This window comes from Massilia sp. BGA-UO-ETr-WB1 (assembly GCF_059567845.1).
In genome coordinates, this window is sequence record NZ_JCAQOT010000027.1 from 1,344,227 (window position 1) to 1,363,865 (window position 19,639).

Sequence of the window (19,639 nt, forward strand, 5' to 3'; positions counted from 1 at the left end):
GCCTGGCGTCAGGGCGTGGCCAGGTTGAAGACCGATACGGCCCAGCCCATGCGCTCGTGGCCGTACTGGTTCCAGATCGGATTTTTGCCGCCCGTGAAGGACGTGTAGCGCGGCGCGCCGCTGCCGGTGCTGCCGCCGAACAGGCCGGCGGTGACGGTGCTGCCGCTATAGGTAGGGTGGGTGTCGTCGGACTGGATGTAGTCGTAGCTGCTGCTGCTGGACACGAAGTGGGTGTTGGCGTCGCGGATGGTGGAGCGCAGCGCCGTGGTGATGCGGTTGACGTAGCTGGACTGGCTCTCGCCCGCCACGTAGCGCAGCGCTTCGGAGTCGACCTGCCCGTCGCCGTTGCCGTCGTGGTCCGCGCCCATGTACTGGGCGAAGTTATCCGCGCACATGAAGCCCTTCTGGCGCGCCACGTCGCACATCATGTGGTTGATCCGGGCCAGGGACGGCAGGAACTTGTCCTGCATTTTCACCGTGGCGCCGGTGTTCGGGTCCTTGCAGGAGCTCTGGGTATTGTCCGCCGCATAGCCCGGGTAGTGCAGATTGGAGATCACTTTCAGCTTCACCCCGGAATAGGCGTTGGCGTTGATGTAGTCCATGGCCGCCGTCACATAGGTCTTGCAGCTGTTCTCCGCCGCCGTCAGCACCGCGTCGTTGCAGGTTCCGGTCTGGCTCTTGTAGGCGGTGCGCGCTTGCAGGCCGTCGTTGCCGCACATTTCGAAGGTCACCACGCGGGTGCTGCTGGCCTGCATGTAGGAGCGCTCGGCCACGATCTTGTTGTTGTACACGTCCTCGGCGATGGCGCCGGACTTGGTGCGGCGCACGCTTTCAATGTCGGCGTTCCACTGCGCGGACAGGTACTCCGCGTCCACCGTCGGCGCCGAGTACTTGGCCGCGCTGGTGGTGGAGCCGTTGTAGCCGGCGTAGATCGAATCGCCGTAGGCCACCACGCGGTATTTGCTGGTGGTGCCGGCCCGGTCTATGGTCCAGGAAACGTTTTGGTTCAGGGTGCTGGCGGCGGCCGGCGCCCCGACGGCGAGCAGTACTGCGGTGAGCAAGGCACTGGAAAAGCGAGCATGCATGGAAGGTCTCCTGTCGATGGTCTTCGAGATGGTTTTTTGCAGCTCTTCTTGACGAAGCTGGCAAACGATTCATCTTAACCAGATGACAAATTCCGAAATGCATTACCCGCGCGTTGGCTCCCGGGGTCAATAAAATGGCTTGCCAGGCCCGCCGCGCTGTCGCGCCGCGAGCACAGTAGGCGTGCAACTTCACGAAAAAAAGCCTCTATAATCAGTAGCTTGGCACTTGCCACCTGGCCAGCAGGGGGGCCAGTTCCAGCGGCCGTCCCGGCAGATAGCCCTGGATCAGGGAGCAGCCGAACTGCCGCAGGAAGCCCAGGTGGGCGTCGTTCTCCACGCCTTCGGCGATCACCCGCAGTTTCATATTGCGCCCCAGGTCGATAATCGAGCGCACCACGGCGCAGTCGTCGCGCTGGTGCGGCACGCCCTGCAGGAAGTAGCGGTCGATCTTCAGTGAGCTGACAGGCAAGGCCTTCAGCAGCGACAGCGAGGAATAGCCCATGCCGAAATCGTCCAGTCCTATCTCGAAGCCCAGCCGCACCAGCTCCGTCATGATGGGAACTGCCTTCTCGATGCGCTGCATGACCACCCCTTCGGTCAGCTCCAGGCAGATCTGGCCGGGATCGGTGCCGGCGGCGGAGGTGATGGCCATCAGCTCGCGCGGCAGCTCGCTGTCGAGGAACTCCGGCGCGGCCATGTTGACGTGCACCCGCACGCCGGGCAGGCCGGCGCGCAGCAGCGGCAAGTCGCGGCACACCTGCTCGACGACCCAGCGCCCGATCAGCACGATCAGCCGGCTTTGCTCGGCCAGCGGGATGAACTGGTCCGGCGGCACCACGCTGCCGTCGGCCTTGCGCCACCGTATCAGCGCCTCCAACGCCACCACCCGCGTATCCTGCGCGTCGCAGATGGGCTGGTACTCGAGGAAGAACTCGTCGCGCTGCAGCGCGTCCTGCAGTGCCGACAGCATCAACAGTTGGGCCGCCACCGCGCATTGCTGCGTGTCGCCGTCGGGCCGGAAGTAGCTGACCAGGTTGCGGCCGTTACGCTTGCTGACGTACATCGCCGCGTCCGCCGCGTGCAGCAGCTGCGCGGTGTCGCGGCCATGGCGCGGAAACAGGCCGATCCCGATGCTGGCCGACACCGACAGCTCGTGGCCCATGTAACTGAAGCGCGTGCGCGCCGCCTCCAGCACGGCGGCGGCCAGCCCGTCCAGCGCCGCTTCGCCGAGGCCGGGCGGCGCCATCAGGGCGAATTCATCGCCGCCCAGGCGCGCCACCACCGCGGCGGCAGGCGCCAGCTGCTGCAGGCGGGCGGCGAACTGGCGCAGCACTTCATTGCCTGCGGCGTGCCCGAAGCCGTCATTGATGGGTTTGAACTGGTCCAGGTCGATATACAGCAGGCCGAACTGGCCGCCCGCCGCGCAGGCGCCCTCCAGCAACGCGTGGAAGTGGGCGCGGTTGAACAGGCCGGTCAGCTCGTCGGTCTGCGCCAGCACCCTCACCCGCTCCTGCTGCACCATGCGCTGGGCGGTCTGCGCGATGAGCGCGCTGATCGATTCGGCCAGGCCCGGCAACTGCGCCTCGCGCTGGCGCGGCGCAACGCTGAAAAACTCCAGCACACCGGCGCAGTTCAGGCTGCCGTCGGCGGCGGCATAGGTCACCGGGAAGAAGAAGCCGGATTGCAGGCCGCAGCGCTGCGCAGCATGCACCCGCGCCATGCCCGCCTGCGCTGCGCCGGCGTCCACCCATTGCGCCTGGCCGGTCAGCCAGGTCTGGCCCACCGGGCCCTCGCCCGGCTTGATCGCCAGCGCCGCCGCCGCGCTGCGGAAGGCGGAATAGTCGCGGTCGGCCGTGTGCCAGACGTGCCGGCAGCGCAGCGTGTCGGCGCCGGCGCCGTGCTCCCGGGCCCAGAACGCGCCCCAGTCCCAGCCCAGTTCCTCGCACACCAAGTGGATGATCTTGTAGACCGCTTCGTCGAAAGTGTCGGTGCCGATCAGGTAGCGCGTCAGCGCGAAATTGAAGCGTTCGCGCATGGCGGCGCGCTTCACCGCCGTGATGTCGGTCAGCAGGCCGCTCGCCACGGGCCGGCCCTCCGCCGCCAGCGACTGCAGGCGCAGCCAGCGTATGCCCTGTTCCGGCTCGATGACGCGGAACTCGCAGTCCGCAGCCGTGCCGTGCTCGCTGATCTCCGACAGCACGGCAGCCAGCACGGCCGAGTCTTCCGCCACCACCGCCCTGGCCCACTGCCCGCCCGGCGCGCCGTCGGCGCCAAGCAGGCGCAAGGAGACCGTGGACAGGCTCATGTGCGCGCCGGCCCGCACCATGGACCAGCGGCCCAGTCCGGCTATCTCGTCGATCGGATCTGCGGGCGCAGCGGGGCGCAGGTGTAAAACATTGTTGGCCATAGTGTCCCTGAAAGGAGTTGCGGCATCGCCGCAGCTGCGCTCCCCCGCACCGAAGCGAGGAGTTCCCGCACCACACTGAAGCGCCGGCGTGGGAAAGCAGTGCGTTTTGCCTCTTGCATACTCCCGGGATGCAGAATCCGTGCCAAGCTGCTCAGCTACTCGGCCTTGAAGCCGCGGCCGGTGGCTGCCCAGTAAATGCCGCCGTACAGGTGGTGCAGGAAAACCGGGTCGCCATAGGTGGCCGGCAGATGACCGAGCGCGGTGTAGAACGAGCGCCCCTGGTCGTATTGCTGGTACCAGCTGACCGGGTGAAAACCGCCCATGCCCTTGCTGTGCCGGTCGCCCCACGAAGCCTCCGGCTTGTAGGTGCTTTCGTCTACCGTCAGCAGGTACTTCAGCTGGTCCGTGCGCGGCGGGCCGAACTCGTACCATTCCTCGGTGGCCAGCGACCGCGCGGCGAAGCGCTCCATGCCGGGGAAATTACGGTCCTCCACTTTCAGCACCGCCGTCTGCACGGCCGGGTGCATCTGGAACATGCGGCCCACCAGCTTGTTGTACCACGGCCAGCCGTGCTCGGTGTCGGCAGCGCTATGCACGCCGACGTAACCGCCGCCGGCCTGGATGTAGCGCTCGAAGGCGGCCTGCTGTTTATCGTCCAGCACGTCGCCGGTGGTCAGCAGGAACATGACGGCCTGGTACTTGGCCAGTTCCTTGTTGTTGAAGACGCGGTTCGCGTCCTCGGTCCAGAACACCTTGAAGTCGTGCAGCTTGCCCAAGTCCTGGACCGCCGTGACGCCGGCATGGATGGATTCGTGGTGCCAGCCGGCGGTTTTGGAAAACACCAGTACATTGAACTGTTCGGCATGGGCGCAGGCGCCAGCCGCCATGCTGCCGATGGCCAGGACGGCCGCAAGAAGTCGCTTCATCAGGCGTGGAGTGGGAGGTTGAGAATTCCTCAACGTAACGGAGGACCGCTACTTTGTCAACGCTTCAAATGCAGCGCTTCAGATGCCGAGATACGGCCGCGCCAGCAGGCTCACCGTGCCAAACAGATAGGTGATGAAAAGGCCGATCGCCCAGCGGTTCATGAGGTCGATCCGGCCGTTGAGACGCTCGATTTTGTCGTCGAGGCGCTCGATTTTATCGTCGAGGCGCTCGATTTTGTCCTCGAGACGGTCGACTTTATCAGCGAGATAGGCGACTTTGTCAGCGAGACGGTCAATCCTGCTATCGAGGCGCTGGATTTCGGCGCGGAACTCGGTTCGCAGTTCCGTTCGCAAGGCCTCGAGGGCCGCCTGTTGAGCTGCAGCCAGTTGCAGCATTTCGGCGCGCAGCCTTTTCTCCACATCATGGATGAGCGCGGTCAGGGATTTAAACCCCTCGTCCATATGCTCTTGAAGCGATTTGACGGTACTGGCGAGATTCTCCACGGCGACCTCCAACCGAGCGATGCGCACCTCGTGTTCATGGTGGTCGGAAGCCGTGGGCCTGTCAAGCGGCACTGGTTCGGTCATTTCCCGCTCCTGTCGATTCATCCCGTCAGGATGATTCGATTTCGAGCCAGCGTCCTTGCGCGCGCGCAAAGACGCTTCATCCGTCGCCTACTTCCCTTTGTAGATGCCGGCTTCCAGGATCACGTCGCCCTGCTTGACGAAGTAGGTCGACTTCTTCTCGATCTGGCCGTTGGCCGGATTGTTGTAGCGGTAGTCCACCCAGCCTTTGCCCTTGGATTTGGCCTGGTCGATGATGTCCTTGCGGAACAGTTTGCCGTCCGCGTCGGGCAGCACCACCATATTCTTGCCGACCAATTTGGGATTGGTCGGGTGCGCCAGCTGCGTGCCATCGAGCGCGCGCACGGTCAGATAGGTAGTGTCGTTGACGAACTCGGGGTTCTTGTCGTTGACTTCCTTGATCAGCGCATCCTTGCCGTTCTTTTGCAGGTAGGCCGTCCCCTTGTCCACCATCGCCACGGCTGCGGCGGCAGGGTCGGCGGCAAGCGCCGGAACGGCGGACAGGGCGCTTGCTGCGAACAGCACCGATATGAGTGTATTTTTCATGGTGTCACCTGGTCTCCAATAGTGTCGAAGGCCGCTGCAATGGCGGCAGCCTACTATACCAGTGCAACGCCGTTGGGCGGCGGCAAGCAGACCAGGTGATTTCCCCACTGGTTTTCACCGCACCGGGATCAGCGAGACCGTGTTTTCGTCGATCTGGCGGCCGCGTCCGAACTTATAGTAGATCTCGCTGCAAGCGCCCGGATTGGGCTGGCCGGCCGAGTTGCCGCACCACGTAATCTGGGCGGTCCAGTTGGATCCGAATCTGGCCACCGCGATCTTCGGATGCAGGACATGGTGCAAGGTGCGGTTGGTGGCCCAGAATACCGGCGTGCGTCCAGCCGGGTCCGGCCCGTCGCGGAACGAAATCAATCCCTGAAAATTGGGACCGGGTTCATCGGCTCCCGCCGCGCCGGCAGCGCACGCAATGGCAATCAGCAAGACGGCTTTGACCTTGGCGTTCATGGCTAGTCTCCTCAGCTAAGAGCGGTCGGCCGACCGCTTGAATTCATTGTTGCACGGCACTTTTAATTTCTCAAAAAAAATTACATTCCATTGCAATATTCAGGCGCCAGGTGTGTCAACGCACCTACGAACCGGTTCAAACTTGACTAAACTGCCAGTAGGCCCTGCCAAGAATGAAAGGAGCCATCATGAATTTTCCCACCAATGGACGCTCGTCATCGGTCTGGATGGACGACGCTTCCGATCTGACATTTCCACCGCTGCCCGGCGACCTCGATACAGACGTATGCGTGATCGGCGCGGGCATTGCCGGTTTGACCACCGCCTACCTGCTCATGAAGGAAGGCAAAAAGGTCACCGTGATCGACGCGCTGGGCGTGGGCGCCGGCGAAACCGGCCGCACCACGGCGCACTTCTTCCCACCCGATGAATGGTACGCCGGCATCGAAGAACGGTTCGGCCCGGCCCAGGCCCGCCTGGTTGCCGACAGCTACGCGGCAGCCATCGGCCTGGTTGAGCAGATCATCGAGCAGGAAGGCATTGAATGCTCCTTTGAACGCCTGGACGGCTATTTATACAATCTGCCCGGCGGCACCAAAGACCTGTCGCAAGAATTCGACGCGGCCGGCCGCGCCGGCGTGCGCGTGGAATTCGGCGAGCAAGTGCCGGGGCTCAGCTTCGATACCGGCCCTTGCGTCCGCTATCTGCGCCAGGCGCAGTTCCACCCGGTGCAATACCTGGTCGGCCTGGCCGATTGCCTCACCCGCAGCGGCGTCGCCATTTACGGCCACACCCCGGCCTCGCAAATCATGCAAACCAACCACGGCGAACGCGTGACCACGCTGCACGGGCACATCCAGGCCAATACCGTAGTGGTCGCGACCAATACGCCATTCAACAACCGCGTTGTCATGCACACCAAGCAGGCCGGCTACCGCACCTACGTGATCGGCGCGCTGGTACCGCAAGGCAGCGTGCCCCGCATCCTGCTGTGGGACACCGGCAAGCCCTACTACTACGTCCGCCTGCACCGCATCTGGCACCGGCCGCACCACGAGCTGCTGATCGTCGGCGGCGCCGACCACAAGGTGGGCCAGGACGTCCACCCGGAACACCGTTTCGGCGAGCTGGAGCAATGGATGCGCGCCCATTTCCCCACGGCGCTATCGGTGGAATACCGGTGGTCCGGCGAGGTGATGGAGCCGGCCGACGGCATGGCTTTCCTCGGCCGCAATCCGCTCGACAGCGACAGCGTCTTCGTCATCACCGGCGACTCCGGCAACGGCATGACGCATACGGCCATCGGCGCCATGATCATCCGCGACCAGCTGATGCGGCGCGAGAATCCCTGGATCGCGCTGTACGATCCGGCCCGCAAGGCCACGCACGGGCTGGCGGAATTCGCCCGGCAACAGGCCAACACCCTGTCGCAGTACGCGGACTGGGTCAAAGGCGGGGAGGTTGAGTCGGCCGATGAGATCGCGGCGGGGCAAGGCGCCATCGTGCAGGACGGCACGGCCAGGCTGGCGGTGTACCGCGACGACGAAGGCGGCCTGCACGCCGTCTCGGCGATGTGCACCCACCTCGGCTGCCAGGTGCACTGGAATTCGGTGGAGCGTTCCTGGGATTGCCCATGCCACGCGTCCCGCTTCGCCACCGACGGCGCGGTATTGCATGGGCCGGCCAATACGCCGCTCAAGGCGGCCGAGCTGTCGCCGGGCGGAGGCCGCCACGGCAAAAAAGTATTTGAGCAAGACACCCGCACGAGATAGAATTTTCTATCAGACACAAGCGGGAGCTTCTCATGAAGTACACGCGCTGTTTCGCCGCGCTGGCCTTGTGCGCCGCCAGCGGCGCGGCGCAGGCGCAGATATCGGCGGACGCGGTCCGCATCGGATTTATTACCGACCTGTCGGGAGTCTATGCCGATATCGACGGCGCCGGTGGCGTGGAAGCCATCCGGATGGCGATTGCCGATGCGGGGCCGCTCGTGGCGGGGAAGAAAGTGGAGCTGCTGGTCGCGGACCACTTGAACAAGCCGGACGTGGCGGCCGGCAAGGCGCGCGCCTGGTTTGACCTCGAAGGGGTCGACATGCTGGTCGGCGGCACCAATTCCAGCACCGCGCTGGCCATGGCCAAGGTGGCGGCGGAAAAGAAGCGCCCGTTCTTCGCTGTAGGAGCCGGCGCCACCCGCCTGACCAACGAGGAATGCTCACCCTACACGATACACTACGCTTTCGACACCGTCGCGCTGGCCCGCGGCACGGGCGCCGCGATCGCCGCGCAGGGCGGCAAAAGCTGGTTCTTCCTGACCGTCGACTATGCATACGGCATCCAGATGCAACGCGACACCGCCCACATCGTCGAGGCGGCTGGCGGCGCCGTGCTGGGCAGCGTCAAATTTCCCCTGTCGGCTTCGGACTTCTCGTCCTTCCTGCTGCAGGCCCGCGCCTCGAATGCGCAGATACTGGGCCTGGCCAGCGCCGGCAACGACACCATCAACTTGGTCAAGGCCGCCAATGAATTTGGCATCAGCAAATCCATGACGCTGGCCGGCATGGCGGTGTTCATTTCCGACGTCCACGCGCTGGGCTTGAAACTGGCGCAGGACATGTACGTCACCGACGGCTGGTACTGGGACCAGAGTCCGCAGAGCCGGGCGTGGGCCAGGCGCTACTACGCGAAGATGAAGCGCATGCCCGGCATGCTGCAGGCGGCCGACTATTCGGCCGTCACGCAATACCTGAAAGCGGTCGCCGCAGCCGGCAGCGACGACGCGGACCTTGTCATGGCCCGGCTCAGGGGCAGCACCATCAGCGACATGTTCACCAGCCATGGCGTGATCCGGCCCGACGGACGCATGGTGCACGATATGTACCTGATGCAGGTCAAACGGCCGGACCAGTTGCGCTACCCGTGGGACTACTATCAGCTTCGGCACACCATCCCCGGCGAGCAGGCCTACACAAGCCGGGCCGAGAGCCGCTGCGCGCTCTGGAAGTAGCGCCGGGCGCCGCGGACGCCACGCCACCGCAATAAAGTACCAAAACTGAGCAATCAGGCACCAGAGGAAACCTTAGCCAAGAATCATAATTGCTACCAAGATGCTATGCAGCGCCGGCATCCGGGTTCTCAAAACTACTTGGCGAAGGAATAAGAAAAATGAGCTACTCCCTCGATGTCAACGGCAAAGCCTTGCGCGCGGATGCCGACGCGGATACTCCGCTACTGTGGGTGTTGCGCGATACGCTGGGATTGACCGGCACCAAGTTCGGCTGCGGCGCAGCGTTGTGCGGCGCGTGCACCGTGCACGTCGATGGCATAGCCCGGCGCGCCTGCGTCACCCCGGTATCGGTGGTCCGGCGCGGCAAGGTGCAAACCATCGAAGGCCTGCACGCCACGCCGGTGGGCCGCGCCTTGCAGCACGCCTGGCTGGAGCTGCAGGTCGTGCAATGCGGTTACTGCCAGTCGGGCCAGCTGATGCAGGCCGCCGCGCTGCTGCAGTCCAATCCCGCCCCCACCGATGCGGACATAGACGAGGCCATGGCCGGCAACCTCTGCCGCTGCGGCACCTATCATCGCATCCGCGCCGCGATCAGGCAGGCCGCGCGCGCGCTGGCCGGCCCCGGCACGCAGGTGACGGCATGAATACCGCAACCGGCATCAACCACCGCCGCCGCATCCTGCTGGTTGCCTCGCTGACCGGGGCCGGTAGCCTGCTGATCGGCCCCGTTTCCTCCACAGCTGCCGCCATCGCCGCTGCCCCGGCCGGTGCCGCAGCCGCACTGGCCCCCAACGCCTTCCTGCGCATCGACCAGGACGGCACCGTCACCGTGGTGCTGCCCTATGTCGAGATGGGACAGGGAGCCTACAACTCGCAGGCCATGATCATGGCCGAGGAGCTGGAGGTCGATCCTGCCCGCCTGGTGCTGCAGCCGGCGCCGCCCGACGAAAAGCGCTACGGCAGCCCGCTGTTCGGCGGGCAGATCACGGGCGGCTCCGGTTCGCTGCGCGGCACGTGGATGACCATGCGCGCCGCCGGCGCCGCCGCGCGCATCATGCTGGTGCAGGCCGCCGCGAGCCAGTGGAACGTCGCCATCGCCGAATGCGCCGCCGTGAACGGCGAAGTGGTGCACGGCGCGTCCGGACGCAAGCTGGGCTATGGCGCGCTGGCGGCAACGGCAGCGCGCCTGCCGGTGCCGGCCGACCCGCCGCTGAAGAAACCCGGCCAGTACAAGATCATCGGCACGCCCATGAAACGGCTCGACAGCCCGGGCAAAATCAACGGCAGCGCCAAGTTCGGCATCGACGTCGTCCTGCCGGGCATGCGCCATGCCGCCGTAGCGGCCTGCCCGGTCTTCAACGGCAAGCTGCGTTCGGTGGACGCGGCCGCCGCCAGGCGCGTCAAAGGGGTGCGCCAGGTGGTCCACCTGGCTGACGCGGTAGCCGTGATCGGCGATTCCTCCTGGGCGGCGATGAAAGGGCTGAACGCGCTGAAGATCGTGTGGGACGAAGGCGCCAACGCCGCCATCAGCAGTGCCGACCTCATTGCGCGCGCCGACGCGGCACTGGAAACACCGGGCCTGGTTTTCGCCAGCGCGGGCGACATCCAGGCTGCGGAGGCTGGCGCGGCGAACCGTTATGAGGCCGTGTTCCGCCTGCCCGCGCTGGCGCACGCCGCCATCGAGCCGCTAAACTGCACCGTGCACGTGCGTGCCGGCGCCTGCGACGTCTGGTGCGGCAGCCAGGTGGTGGGACGTGCGCAGAAGGCCGCCGCCGACGCCGCCGGACTGCCATTGGAACAGGTCAAGGTTCACAACCATTTGCTGGGCGGCGGCTTCGGCCGGCGCCTGGAAACCGACTACGTCACCCAGGCCACGCTGATCGCGCGCCAGGTGACAGGCCCGGTCAAGGTGACCTGGAGCCGCGCGGAAGACTTGCAGCACGACTGCTACCGTGGGCACAACCACAGCCGGGTCACGGTGGCGCTGGACAGCGCGGGCCAGCCCCTCAGTTGGCGCCACCGGGTAGTGGGTCCCAACGTGATGGCGCGCTGGCTGCCCGTGTACCAGAAGGACGGCGTCGATCTCGACATCGTGCACGACTCCAGCGGGCCGTACGACATTCCAAACATGCACATCGACTTCACGCGCCACGAGGCGCCCGACGGCATGCGCACCGGTAACTGGCGCGGCGTCGGTCCCACCCGCAACGTGTTTATCGTCGAGAGCGTGCTGGACGATCTGGCCGCCCGCGCCGGCCGTGACCCGGTGGCCTACCGGCGCGCCCTGATGGGCAAGGCGCCGGAACGCCTGCGGCATGTGCTCGATGTGGCAGTCGAGAAGGCCGCATGGGGCGCGCCGCTGCCGCCGCGCACTGGGCTCGGCGTGGCCGTGCTGAACAGCTTCGGCAGCTTCCTGGCGCTGGTGGCCCGGGTACGCGTGCTCGATAGCGGCGAAATCCGGGTCGAGCGCGTCACCTGCGCGGTCGATACAGGCATCGCTGTCAATCCGGATACCGTGCGCGCGCAGATCGAGGGCGGCATCATGTTCGGCGTTTCCGCCGCGCTGCATGAACGCATCACGGTGGCGAACGGCCGCGTCCAGCAAGCCAACTTCGACGGCTACCGGCTGCTACGCATGAACGAGGCGCCGCAGGTCGACGTGCACCTGGTCGACAGCGTGGAGGCGCCCGGCGGCGTGGGAGAGCCCGGCACGTCAGGGGCCATTGCCGCAGTCGCCAACGCGGTGTTCGCCGCCACCGGCGTGCGCAGCTATTCCCTGCCCCTCGATCCGGCCGACTTCAAGGTGAAATCATGACGCTCCGCACGCTTTACCAGGCTTTCGTGTTGGCCGCGACAGTCACGGCATGGAGCCACGCCGCTCCCGCATCCGCGCCGCAGGCTTCCCCCGCCGCCGGCAAGCTGAAACCGGCGGCTGCCTTCAACGGCATCAAGGACCGCAAGGAGCGCGCCGCGGCACTGTTCGTGGAGGCAGGCAAGGTCATCAACCACCCGCGCTGCCTGAACTGCCACCCCGGGATGCGCTCGCCCACCCAAGGGGACGACCTGCACCCGCATTCGCCGCCGATCAACGCCGGCATGGCGGGCATGGGCCAGCCGGGCCTGTTCTGCGTTTCCTGCCACCAGGCCAAGAACGTCAGCACGCCGGGCGCCGGGTTCCGCTCCATCCCCGGCCACGCGCACTGGATGCTGGCCCCGTCCTCCATGGCCTGGCAAGGCAAGACGCTGGGAGAGATCTGCCAGCAACTGAAGGACACCACCCGCAACGGCGGGCGCAACCTTCAGCAGATCCGCGACCATATGGGCAAGGACACGCTGGTGGGCTGGGCCTGGCGCCCGGGAGAGGGGCGCACGCCGGCGCCAGGCACGCAGGACGCATTCGGCAAACTGATCGGCGCGTGGATAGACAGCGGCGCCGAGTGCCCGCCCTGAGCGCGCCGCAGCCCCGCCGCATATTCCGCGCCAGCCGAATTGGTGGTATTGTTTTGCTTGGCATACCGACTCGCGGTTAAGTTTTAGGGGAGATGCGCTATGTTGCGCGCTATTGCTACTGCGCAGGGCCTGCAGTCACGCCTTGCGCCGCCGGACGCTACCAGCGAAGGCCGGCTGTGGAGCGGAATGACCGTCAACTGGCATGACTGGCAGGACGGCGGCGAAGCCCGCTCCCCGGAGCTCGATCACGACGTGCTGGCCATGCGCACTTCCGGCAACGTGCGCCTGACGCAGATCCGCGACGGCAAAACCCACGTTGCCAACATCAGCTCCGGCAATATCTCAATTCACCCGCGCGGCATGGAGTCGCGCTGGATGTGGGACCGGCCGGGCGCCATCCTGGTGCTGCGCATGCCGCCGCAGTTGCTGGCCGGCGCGGCGGCAGCCGTCAGCAAGGACGAGCCGGGCCGGGTCGAGCTGCAGAACGTCTTCAGCCTGCGCGACCAGTTCATCGAGCGGCTCGGGCTGCTGCTGCTGAACGAACTGCGCAACCCGGAGCATCCCAGCCAGGCTTACATCACGCAAGCGCTGTCGAATGCGCTGGCGTGCCACCTGGTGCACCGCTTGAACAGCCAGGCCTTGCGCCCCGAGCGGCTGCACGCCAGGATGCATCCCCGCACTTTGCAGCGGGTGCAGGATTACATCGCCGCCAATCTGCACGAGCAGATCGACCTGCAAACCCTGGCCGGCATCGCCAACGTCAGCAAGTTCCATTTCGCCCGCATGTTCCGTGAATGCGCCGGCATGACCGCCATGGCCTACCTCGAGCACGCGCGCATGCAGCGCGCCCAGCAGCTTATACGCAGCAGCGGCCTGCCCATGGGGCAGATCGGTTCGCTGGTCGGCTATGAGGACCAGAGCTACTTCAGCAAGCGCTTTCGCCGCTACAGCGGCCTGACGCCCTCTTCCTACGTCCGCGCCATCGGCGTGAAACGCTACGGCTGATGGCTAGCGCGGCTCCTGCGCTTTAAGAAACGCCAACCGTTCATCGGTCAACGATGGCGTGATTTCCAGGATCTCGGCGCTGACCACGCCTTCCGCTACAAACGGGTCCAGCGCCACCCTTTCCTGCAGCGCGGTTAGCGATGTGTTGTGCGCGATGATGGCGCCACCGGCGCTCGGCTGAAGGCTGCCCGCCAGCAGGAAGACCCCATCCGCCAGCCCCTTGCCGATCCAGGCCTTGTGCCCATCCATGTGCTGGGCCGCCTGGCCTTTGTTGTGTGAAAAACGCAGTGTTATGACGAACAATTGTTGACTCCTTTTAGCCAATTGCGCAACGTGGCGACTTCCTTGCGAACAAACTTTCCGTCACGGAATGCATGGGCAAGCGTGTTAGGACGGTTGTCCAAGCTTGGATATTGGGACAATCGTCCCAGGCATGTCAAGAACATAAGTCCGGCGCACCGAGGCAGGTGAAACGCTCATCCGATTGATTGAATGGAGGGTCAATCAAGAATTGTTGAGGAGTAAGCTTGCCTGCTCGTCTTAAGGACTAGGGGACGCACGAATGAGCGAGCTTATGCACACCGAAGTAGTTGACTGGCTGACAATAAATTTCCTGCCTCACGAGGCCGAATTGCGCAGGATGCTGCGCCGCGTCTGCATGGGCCCGGCCGAGATCGACGACGTGGTGCAGGAAACCTGCTACCGCATCCTGTCGATGCCCAGCCTGGACCATGTGCGCGATCCCAAGCCCTTCGTGTTCCGCGCGGCCAAGAACATTGTTCTCGACCGCATCAAGCGCGACTCGGTGGTCCAGATAGAAACCATCGCCAATCTCGACGACCTGGACATTGCAGACACGGCGCCGTCCCCGGAGCGCGTGGTCTTCGCGCGCTCGGAGCTCAAATGGGTGATCGGACTGGTGGCCAACATGCCGGACCGCTGCAAGACCGTGTTCCGGGCGCGCCGGATACACGGCCTGTCGCAGCAGGAGACGGCGGAAACGCTGGGCCTCACCGACGGCGTGGTGGAACATGAAATGATGAAGGGTATGCGGCTGATGTCGGAGATGATTGCCAGGCATGGCGTGACGCAGGAAACCGGGAGCGTCCAATTCGTCGCGCGTAAACGTGCAGGCAAGAGAAACAATGTCAAAGATTGATAACCAGGCCTTCGAGTGGGTGGCGCGCAAAATAGCGCGCGGCCTGAGCGACGCGGAAAGCGCGCAGTTCGACGCGTGGTATGCGGCCGACTCGCGGCACAAGGGCGCGTATGTGCGCGCCATGGCGATTTACAACGCGATCAACCTCGCCACCGTGCCCCAATCGCCCGCGATGGAGGCGCCCCCGTCCCGGCGCAGCTTCCTGAAGCATGGCGCGCTGGCAGCCTGCCTCGTCGCCGCTGTGGGAACGCTGAGCTTCTCCGTCCTGCGGGAAGACAAGGTACTGACCACGGCAAAAGGCGAGTTCCGCAAAGTGCCGCTGCAGGACAAGTCGATTGCCACCATCAACGGCAGCAGCCGGATGGAAGTTGAATTCACCCAGACCCGGCGCAGGATCAATCTGCAGCGGGGCGAGGCGTGGTTTGAAGTGGCCAAGGACAAATCCAAACCTTTTATCGTCGAAGCCGGCGACGCGCGCATCCGCGCCGTGGGTACCGCGTTCGCCGTGCGCCGCTTTGAGCACGGCACGGAAGTGCTGGTGACCGAGGGAACCGTCGAAGTGTGGAGCAAGGACCGAACCGCGCAACGGCGCCAGCTGGCGGCTGGAGAACGGGCTTACCTGGAGCAGGAGGCAAGCGCCATTTCCGTGACCCGCCAGCCCGCCGAAGTGAACCGGAAGCTCGCATGGCGAGAGGGTAAATTGATACTGAAGAACCAGACCTTGAGCGACGCCGTCGCCGACTTCAACCGCTACAGCCCGAAGACGATCGTCATCGTCGACGCGGCGCTGGCGGACAAGCGCCTGTTCGGCCAGTACAAGCTGGATGCGCCGGAGCTGTTCGCCAGGGACGTCAGCACCGTGCTGGCCGTCCCCATCACCATCACTGCGGACACGATACTCATCGGGCAGGCCGACGACAGCGGCTTGCGCTAAGTCCGATCATATTTCTGAGTGTTTAGGTTTTCCATCCGGGCCGCTTGAGGAAGCTGCCTGTGCCGGCAGTCTTTAGTCATAACGGAGCAGCATAGTTCCGCCAATCAGAAAGAGGAGATGTGCATGTTTTCTATGCACCATTGCGCAAATGCGGCCGGCGTCATGCTGGCCGTCAGCCTGGCAGCTCACGCTGGCACGTCCACGGCGCAGGAATCGGCACGGCCATTCAATATTCCGGCAGGCGTTGCGACGGACTCGATTCCGGAGTTCGCGCGGCAGGCCGGCATCAATATATTGACGTCGGCCGAGATTCTTGACGGCGTGAGCACCAATGCGGTGGCGGGCGCGTTTGGTATTTCCGAGGCGGTGGACAGGCTGTTGATGTGCACCGATCTGGTAGGCAGGGTTGGCTCCAGCGGCACCGTGGTGATACTCAGGCGCACACCTGCGTCACCTGGAAACCTAACCAGCGACTCGAAAATATCGGATCAGAACATGACGAAAAATACTCCCCCCAGCCAGCGCAAGGCGACCTGTGTCGCCGTGTCGGCCGCCGTGCTGATGATGGGCGCGCCGCTGGCGGACGCGCAGGCGCAGGCCGCCGCGCAAGATGCCAAGACGCCGCCGGCAACGGCCGGCGCGGCCAAGGACGAAGTGAAGCAGGTGCTGGTGGTGGGCACGCGCGCATCGCAGCAATCGAGCATCGAACGCAAGAAAAACGCCGCCACCGCCATCGACTCCATCGTGGCGGAAGACGTGGGTTCGCTCCCGGACCGCAATATCGGCGAGGCCATTTCGCGCATGGCCGGCATCGCCCTCGACCGGGGCGAATTCGGCGAAGGCGTGAGCGTTGCGGTGCGCGGCAACGGTCCGGAGCTGACGCGCGTCGAACTGGACGGGCAAGGCGTGCAGTCGGCCGGCGGCTCCGATATGAACGGCGGCGGCGATGGCCGCGCAGTTGAGTTCCGCCAGCTGTCGGCGGACCTGATCAAGAGCGTGGACGTGGTCAAAGGCTCTACCGCCGACATGACCGAAGGCGCGCTGGGCGGCAGCATCATCATCAAGACCCGCACCGGCCTGGATTTCAAAAAGCCGTTCGCCTCGCTGCGCCTGGGCGCCACCCAGCATTCGCTGAACAAGAAGTGGGAGCCGGATGCGAACCTGATCCTGGCCGACAAATTCCTGGACGGCCGCCTCGGCCTGCTGCTCAACGCCTCCACCACCACCCTGCTCAACGAAGGCCACTCGGCGCAGGCGGCAGGCAACGGCAACCAGGGCTACTTCCGCCTGCACGACTTCGACAACTCGCCGGAAAAGACCTTCACCTTCCAGCCCGGCACGGTCAACACGGCCGACATGGCGGCCACCAACCCGCTGCTGCAATCGCCGCTGACGGGCGGCGGCTTCTTCAACTCGGGCAGCCCGATCGACATCGTCACCCGCTCTGCCGCCGCGCGCACCAAGGCGGACTGCGCCACCGCCTTCCCGGCGCTCAGCGCCGCCCAGCTGAACGCCATCTCGTCGGCCGCCCGCACCGCCGCGCAGAACCAGCGCAACAACGAGCTGGCCACCTGCCTGAACCAGTGGAACGACTACACGCCGTCCGGCCCGCGCTACCTGGTCAAACGCGAAATCGACCGCCGCAAGAACCTCGACCTGCGCGCCGACTTCAAGGTGAACGACGAACTGACCGTGTACGCCAAGGGCAGCTACAACAAGCGCCACAACGACATCAACCAGCTGGCCTACAGCCTGGGCAACCTGGCCATGGCCAACGGCCAGCCGAACACGGTGCCCGGCTCGGTCACCGTGGATGCGGCGCACCACGTAACGCAGTACACCTTCCTGGCCGGCGCGGCCCGCACCGACCAGCTGCACGACATCGGTCTCACCACAGCGAAGTACCTGCAGCTGGGCGGCACTTTCAAGCGCGGCGGGCTGACGGCGGAGTTCTTCGTGGGCGACGCAGGGTCCGACTTCCGGCGCGGCGCCAAGCGCCTGTCCTTCATCGACTACTACGGCCCGGCCACCGCCAGGCTGCTGTCGAACGGGCTGTGGGGCTATACCTTCCCGGGCGTGGACCCGATCAAGGAGCAGAGCTTCGACCGCTTCGCACAGCTGTACCCGAACGGCGCCAGCGCGGCGGTCAATCCCGGCCCTTACAATTCGAAGCCGATCCCGGCCTACACGGCGGCGCAGCAGCAGGCCGTGACCTCGTCGCCGAACGTCACGTGGGAGCCGCAGATCCGCGAAAGCGGCGAGCGCACCGCCAAGCTGGATCTGAGCTACGCCATACCGGAGTCGGTGCCCTTCCTCAAGCGCGTGAAATCCGGCTTCAACCTGCGCGACACCGGCAGCGACAGCTGGACCATCAACAACGGCGGCTACATCCTGCGCGACCCGGTGGGCACCTTCGGCCAGCCCGGCTACAAGGCGCCGCTGGTGCTGCCCTCGCCCACCTTGCGCAGCACGCTGTACGGCTGCCAGGACACGCCCGGTTCGCTCGGCCCCGGCGGCAACAAGTGCCAGTACGGCCTGATCATGAAGGACAACACCCGCCAGGCCTTCGACAGCTCGGCCGTCATGACCATGCCGCAGTTCCTGGATTTGCTGAAGCAAACCATGGTGCTGCAGGCCACGCCCACCCAGTTCTTCCACGGCGCCAAGGACCGCCCGGAAGGCCTGATGGACAACTGGACCCAGATCGACGTGGAAAAGGTGTTCGCGCTGACCGGCATTCCAAACGCCAACTTCGACTGCGTGAAGCGCTGCAGGGCAAGCGACGGCCAGGTCTACGACCAGCCCTATGCGCAACTCAAGGAACGCACCTCCGCCTTTTACCTGATGGGCGACTTCAGCGTGGACCGCGTGCCCTTCACTAGCCGCGCCCTGCCCTTCGGCTGGGAGCTGGAAGGCAACGTCGGCGTGCGCTACGTGCGCACCCAGGTCGAGGGCACCGGCATGATGACCTTCGTCGCCATCACCAAGACGCCCACCTACGACCCGTTCAACCGGGACGCGCCGGGCGGCACCGTCACCACCAGGGTCTCGCAGGCCACGCGCACCGAGGCCACCGCCAACGATATCCTGCCCAGCCTGAACCTGGCCATGTGGCTGGTGCCGGACAAGGTGGTGGCGCGCTACAACATCGCCAAGACGGTGGCGCGGCCGCCGGTCTCGCGCCTGCTGCCATCGGGCACCTGCACCTTCGACGAGCGCCGCGAGGACGAGAACGAAGTGTTCCAGCGCTGCTCCGGCACCATCGGCAATCCGCTGCTGAAGGCGCAGCAGAACGTGAACCAGAACATCGCGCTGGAATACTACCCCAACCGCGACACCATGTTCAGCGCAGCCGTCTTCAAACAGCGCGGCAAGGTTGGGCCGGCGATCCCGCAGGGCGTGTCGCAGGTGCCGCTGTTCGCCGGCACCGACATGGTCGACCCGGCCACCGGCATCCCGCTGGCGGACGTGCTGTTCGACTATTCCACCTGGATGAACGGCGCCGCCACCAGCCGCACTGGCCTGGAGCTGACCACCAAGACCGCCTTCACCTTCCTGCCTTCGGTGCTGCGCTATACCGGCTTTGACGCCAACTACAGCAAGCAGCGCTCCAAGGCCTCCAACGAAAACATCGTCGACCTGCTGACCGGCACCCCGCTGCCGCCGGCGCGCGAATCCAAGTACACCTACAACTGGGCGCTGTGGTACGACGACGGCCGGCTGGCGGCGCGCGTGGCGGTGCAGGCGGTGGCAGCCTCCTTCACCTGCATCGCCTCCTGCAACGCGGCGGGCGTGAACAACTACCCGAACGCGGCGCCGGTGCGGGTGGGCTTCCCGTACAACCCCGGCTCGCCGAACTTCAAGGACGCCACCCGCTACATCGACGCCAAGCTGTCGTACCGGTGGCGGCCGAACGTGGAGTTCTTCATCGAGGGCCGCAACCTGGCCAACGCCACCACCTCGAACAGCCAGGCGCAGTTCGCCCCGTTCGCGGACGGCACGCCCAACCTGCTGGACCTGAACTACTCCGGCCGCCGCATCATGGTCGGCGCCAACTTCCGCACCATGTAAGCGCC

The 19,639-nt window shown here is 65.3% G+C and carries 16 protein-coding genes; 9 read left to right on the forward strand and 7 right to left on the reverse strand.

The features are described from left to right. Nucleotides 1-8: 8 nt before the first annotated feature. The 6 genes from AC56DV_RS32640 to AC56DV_RS32665 all read right to left on the reverse strand — a co-directional run bounded on the left by AC56DV_RS32640 (nucleotide 9) and on the right by AC56DV_RS32665 (nucleotide 6,011). Nucleotides 9-1,085, reverse strand: coding sequence for an SGNH/GDSL hydrolase family protein (locus AC56DV_RS32640; RefSeq protein WP_496318354.1), 1,077 nt, complete (start codon nucleotides 1,083-1,085; stop codon nucleotides 9-11). A gap of 211 nt (nucleotides 1,086-1,296) precedes the next feature. After that, nucleotides 1,297-3,492 (reverse strand): putative bifunctional diguanylate cyclase/phosphodiesterase, encoded by a 2,196-nt coding sequence (locus AC56DV_RS32645; RefSeq protein WP_496318355.1) that lies wholly within the window; start codon nucleotides 3,490-3,492, stop codon nucleotides 1,297-1,299. A gap of 155 nt (nucleotides 3,493-3,647) precedes the next feature. Next, nucleotides 3,648-4,418 (reverse strand): ThuA domain-containing protein, encoded by a 771-nt coding sequence (locus AC56DV_RS32650; RefSeq protein ID WP_496318356.1) that lies wholly within the window; start codon nucleotides 4,416-4,418, stop codon nucleotides 3,648-3,650. A 78-nt stretch (nucleotides 4,419-4,496) separates the two neighbouring features. Continuing rightward, entirely contained in the window at nucleotides 4,497-5,006 is a 510-nt protein-coding gene (locus tag AC56DV_RS32655; protein WP_496318357.1) for a coiled-coil domain-containing protein, read from the reverse strand. Between the two features lie 87 nt (nucleotides 5,007-5,093). Continuing rightward, nucleotides 5,094-5,549 carry a cache domain-containing protein gene (locus tag AC56DV_RS32660; RefSeq protein ID WP_496318358.1) on the reverse strand — a complete coding sequence of 152 codons (456 nt, stop codon included), beginning with the start codon at nucleotides 5,547-5,549 and terminating at the stop codon, nucleotides 5,094-5,096. Nucleotides 5,550-5,663: 114 nt separating this feature from the next. Further along, nucleotides 5,664-6,011, reverse strand: a complete 348-nt coding sequence (locus AC56DV_RS32665) for a hypothetical protein (protein ID WP_496318359.1) — start codon at nucleotides 6,009-6,011, stop codon at nucleotides 5,664-5,666. A 188-nt stretch (nucleotides 6,012-6,199) separates the two neighbouring features. On the opposite strand from AC56DV_RS32665, the gene AC56DV_RS32670 reads away from it, so the two are divergent. From AC56DV_RS32670 to AC56DV_RS32695, 6 genes are all read left to right on the forward strand, one after another. Next, on the forward strand, nucleotides 6,200-7,783 hold the full coding sequence (locus tag AC56DV_RS32670) for an FAD-dependent oxidoreductase (RefSeq protein WP_496318360.1): 1,584 nt from the start codon (nucleotides 6,200-6,202) through the stop codon (nucleotides 7,781-7,783). 32 nt (nucleotides 7,784-7,815) lie between these two features. Then, nucleotides 7,816-9,015 carry an ABC transporter substrate-binding protein gene (locus AC56DV_RS32675; protein WP_496318361.1) on the forward strand — a complete coding sequence of 400 codons (1,200 nt, stop codon included), beginning with the start codon at nucleotides 7,816-7,818 and terminating at the stop codon, nucleotides 9,013-9,015. A gap of 158 nt (nucleotides 9,016-9,173) precedes the next feature. After that, nucleotides 9,174-9,659 carry a (2Fe-2S)-binding protein gene (locus AC56DV_RS32680; protein WP_496318362.1) on the forward strand — a complete coding sequence of 162 codons (486 nt, stop codon included), beginning with the start codon at nucleotides 9,174-9,176 and terminating at the stop codon, nucleotides 9,657-9,659. Then, complete coding sequence (locus AC56DV_RS32685; RefSeq protein ID WP_496318363.1) at nucleotides 9,656-11,830, forward strand: xanthine dehydrogenase family protein molybdopterin-binding subunit; 2,175 nt, start codon at nucleotides 9,656-9,658, stop codon at nucleotides 11,828-11,830. Before AC56DV_RS32680 ends, AC56DV_RS32685 begins: the two co-directional genes overlap by 4 nt. Beyond that, nucleotides 11,827-12,465 (forward strand): Isoquinoline 1-oxidoreductase subunit, encoded by a 639-nt coding sequence (locus AC56DV_RS32690; RefSeq protein ID WP_496318364.1) that lies wholly within the window; start codon nucleotides 11,827-11,829, stop codon nucleotides 12,463-12,465. The genes AC56DV_RS32685 and AC56DV_RS32690 overlap by 4 nt, the downstream gene beginning before the upstream one ends. Before the next feature lie 99 nt (nucleotides 12,466-12,564). Then, the gene (locus AC56DV_RS32695) at nucleotides 12,565-13,470 is read left to right on the forward strand and encodes a helix-turn-helix domain-containing protein (protein WP_496318365.1); all 906 of its coding nucleotides are present in this window, start codon (nucleotides 12,565-12,567) and stop codon (nucleotides 13,468-13,470) included. 3 nt (nucleotides 13,471-13,473) lie between these two features. On the opposite strand, the gene AC56DV_RS32700 is transcribed toward AC56DV_RS32695, so the two are convergent. Beyond that, nucleotides 13,474-13,773, reverse strand: coding sequence for a YciI family protein (locus tag AC56DV_RS32700; protein ID WP_496318366.1), 300 nt, complete (start codon nucleotides 13,771-13,773; stop codon nucleotides 13,474-13,476). 259 nt (nucleotides 13,774-14,032) lie between these two features. Between AC56DV_RS32700 and AC56DV_RS32705 the strand changes: the two genes are divergently transcribed. From AC56DV_RS32705 to AC56DV_RS32715, 3 genes are all read left to right on the forward strand, one after another. Further along, the gene (locus AC56DV_RS32705) at nucleotides 14,033-14,629 is read left to right on the forward strand and encodes an RNA polymerase sigma factor (protein WP_496318367.1); all 597 of its coding nucleotides are present in this window, start codon (nucleotides 14,033-14,035) and stop codon (nucleotides 14,627-14,629) included. Further along, nucleotides 14,616-15,563: a FecR family protein gene (locus AC56DV_RS32710; protein WP_496318368.1), complete on the forward strand. Its 948-nt coding sequence runs from the start codon at nucleotides 14,616-14,618 to the stop codon at nucleotides 15,561-15,563. The genes AC56DV_RS32705 and AC56DV_RS32710 overlap by 14 nt, the downstream gene beginning before the upstream one ends. Before the next feature lie 495 nt (nucleotides 15,564-16,058). Then, nucleotides 16,059-19,634 carry a TonB-dependent receptor gene (locus AC56DV_RS32715; protein WP_496318369.1) on the forward strand — a complete coding sequence of 1,192 codons (3,576 nt, stop codon included), beginning with the start codon at nucleotides 16,059-16,061 and terminating at the stop codon, nucleotides 19,632-19,634. Nucleotides 19,635-19,639: the final 5 nt, after the last annotated feature.

Excerpts from the sequence above, each read along its gene's own strand:
- AC56DV_RS32660 (WP_496318358.1), bottom strand. The coding sequence starts at position 5,549 with ATGAAAAATACACTCATATCGGTGCTGTTCGCAGCAAGCGCCCTGTCC.
- AC56DV_RS32690 (WP_496318364.1), top strand. The coding sequence starts at position 11,827 with ATGACGCTCCGCACGCTTTACCAGGCTTTCGTGTTGGCCGCGACAGTC.
- AC56DV_RS32675 (WP_496318361.1), top strand. The coding sequence starts at position 7,816 with ATGAAGTACACGCGCTGTTTCGCCGCGCTGGCCTTGTGCGCCGCCAGC.
- AC56DV_RS32710 (WP_496318368.1), top strand. The coding sequence starts at position 14,616 with ATGTCAAAGATTGATAACCAGGCCTTCGAGTGGGTGGCGCGCAAAATA.
- AC56DV_RS32645 (WP_496318355.1), bottom strand. The coding sequence starts at position 3,492 with ATGGCCAACAATGTTTTACACCTGCGCCCCGCTGCGCCCGCAGATCCG.
- AC56DV_RS32685 (WP_496318363.1), top strand. The coding sequence starts at position 9,656 with ATGAATACCGCAACCGGCATCAACCACCGCCGCCGCATCCTGCTGGTT.
- AC56DV_RS32655 (WP_496318357.1), bottom strand. The coding sequence starts at position 5,006 with ATGACCGAACCAGTGCCGCTTGACAGGCCCACGGCTTCCGACCACCAT.
- AC56DV_RS32695 (WP_496318365.1), top strand. The coding sequence starts at position 12,565 with ATGTTGCGCGCTATTGCTACTGCGCAGGGCCTGCAGTCACGCCTTGCG.
- AC56DV_RS32680 (WP_496318362.1), top strand. The coding sequence starts at position 9,174 with ATGAGCTACTCCCTCGATGTCAACGGCAAAGCCTTGCGCGCGGATGCC.
- AC56DV_RS32665 (WP_496318359.1), bottom strand. The coding sequence starts at position 6,011 with ATGAACGCCAAGGTCAAAGCCGTCTTGCTGATTGCCATTGCGTGCGCT.
- AC56DV_RS32640 (WP_496318354.1), bottom strand. The coding sequence starts at position 1,085 with ATGCATGCTCGCTTTTCCAGTGCCTTGCTCACCGCAGTACTGCTCGCC.
- AC56DV_RS32670 (WP_496318360.1), top strand. The coding sequence starts at position 6,200 with ATGAATTTTCCCACCAATGGACGCTCGTCATCGGTCTGGATGGACGAC.
- AC56DV_RS32705 (WP_496318367.1), top strand. The coding sequence starts at position 14,033 with ATGAGCGAGCTTATGCACACCGAAGTAGTTGACTGGCTGACAATAAAT.
- AC56DV_RS32715 (WP_496318369.1), top strand. The coding sequence starts at position 16,059 with ATGACGAAAAATACTCCCCCCAGCCAGCGCAAGGCGACCTGTGTCGCC.
- AC56DV_RS32650 (WP_496318356.1), bottom strand. The coding sequence starts at position 4,418 with ATGAAGCGACTTCTTGCGGCCGTCCTGGCCATCGGCAGCATGGCGGCT.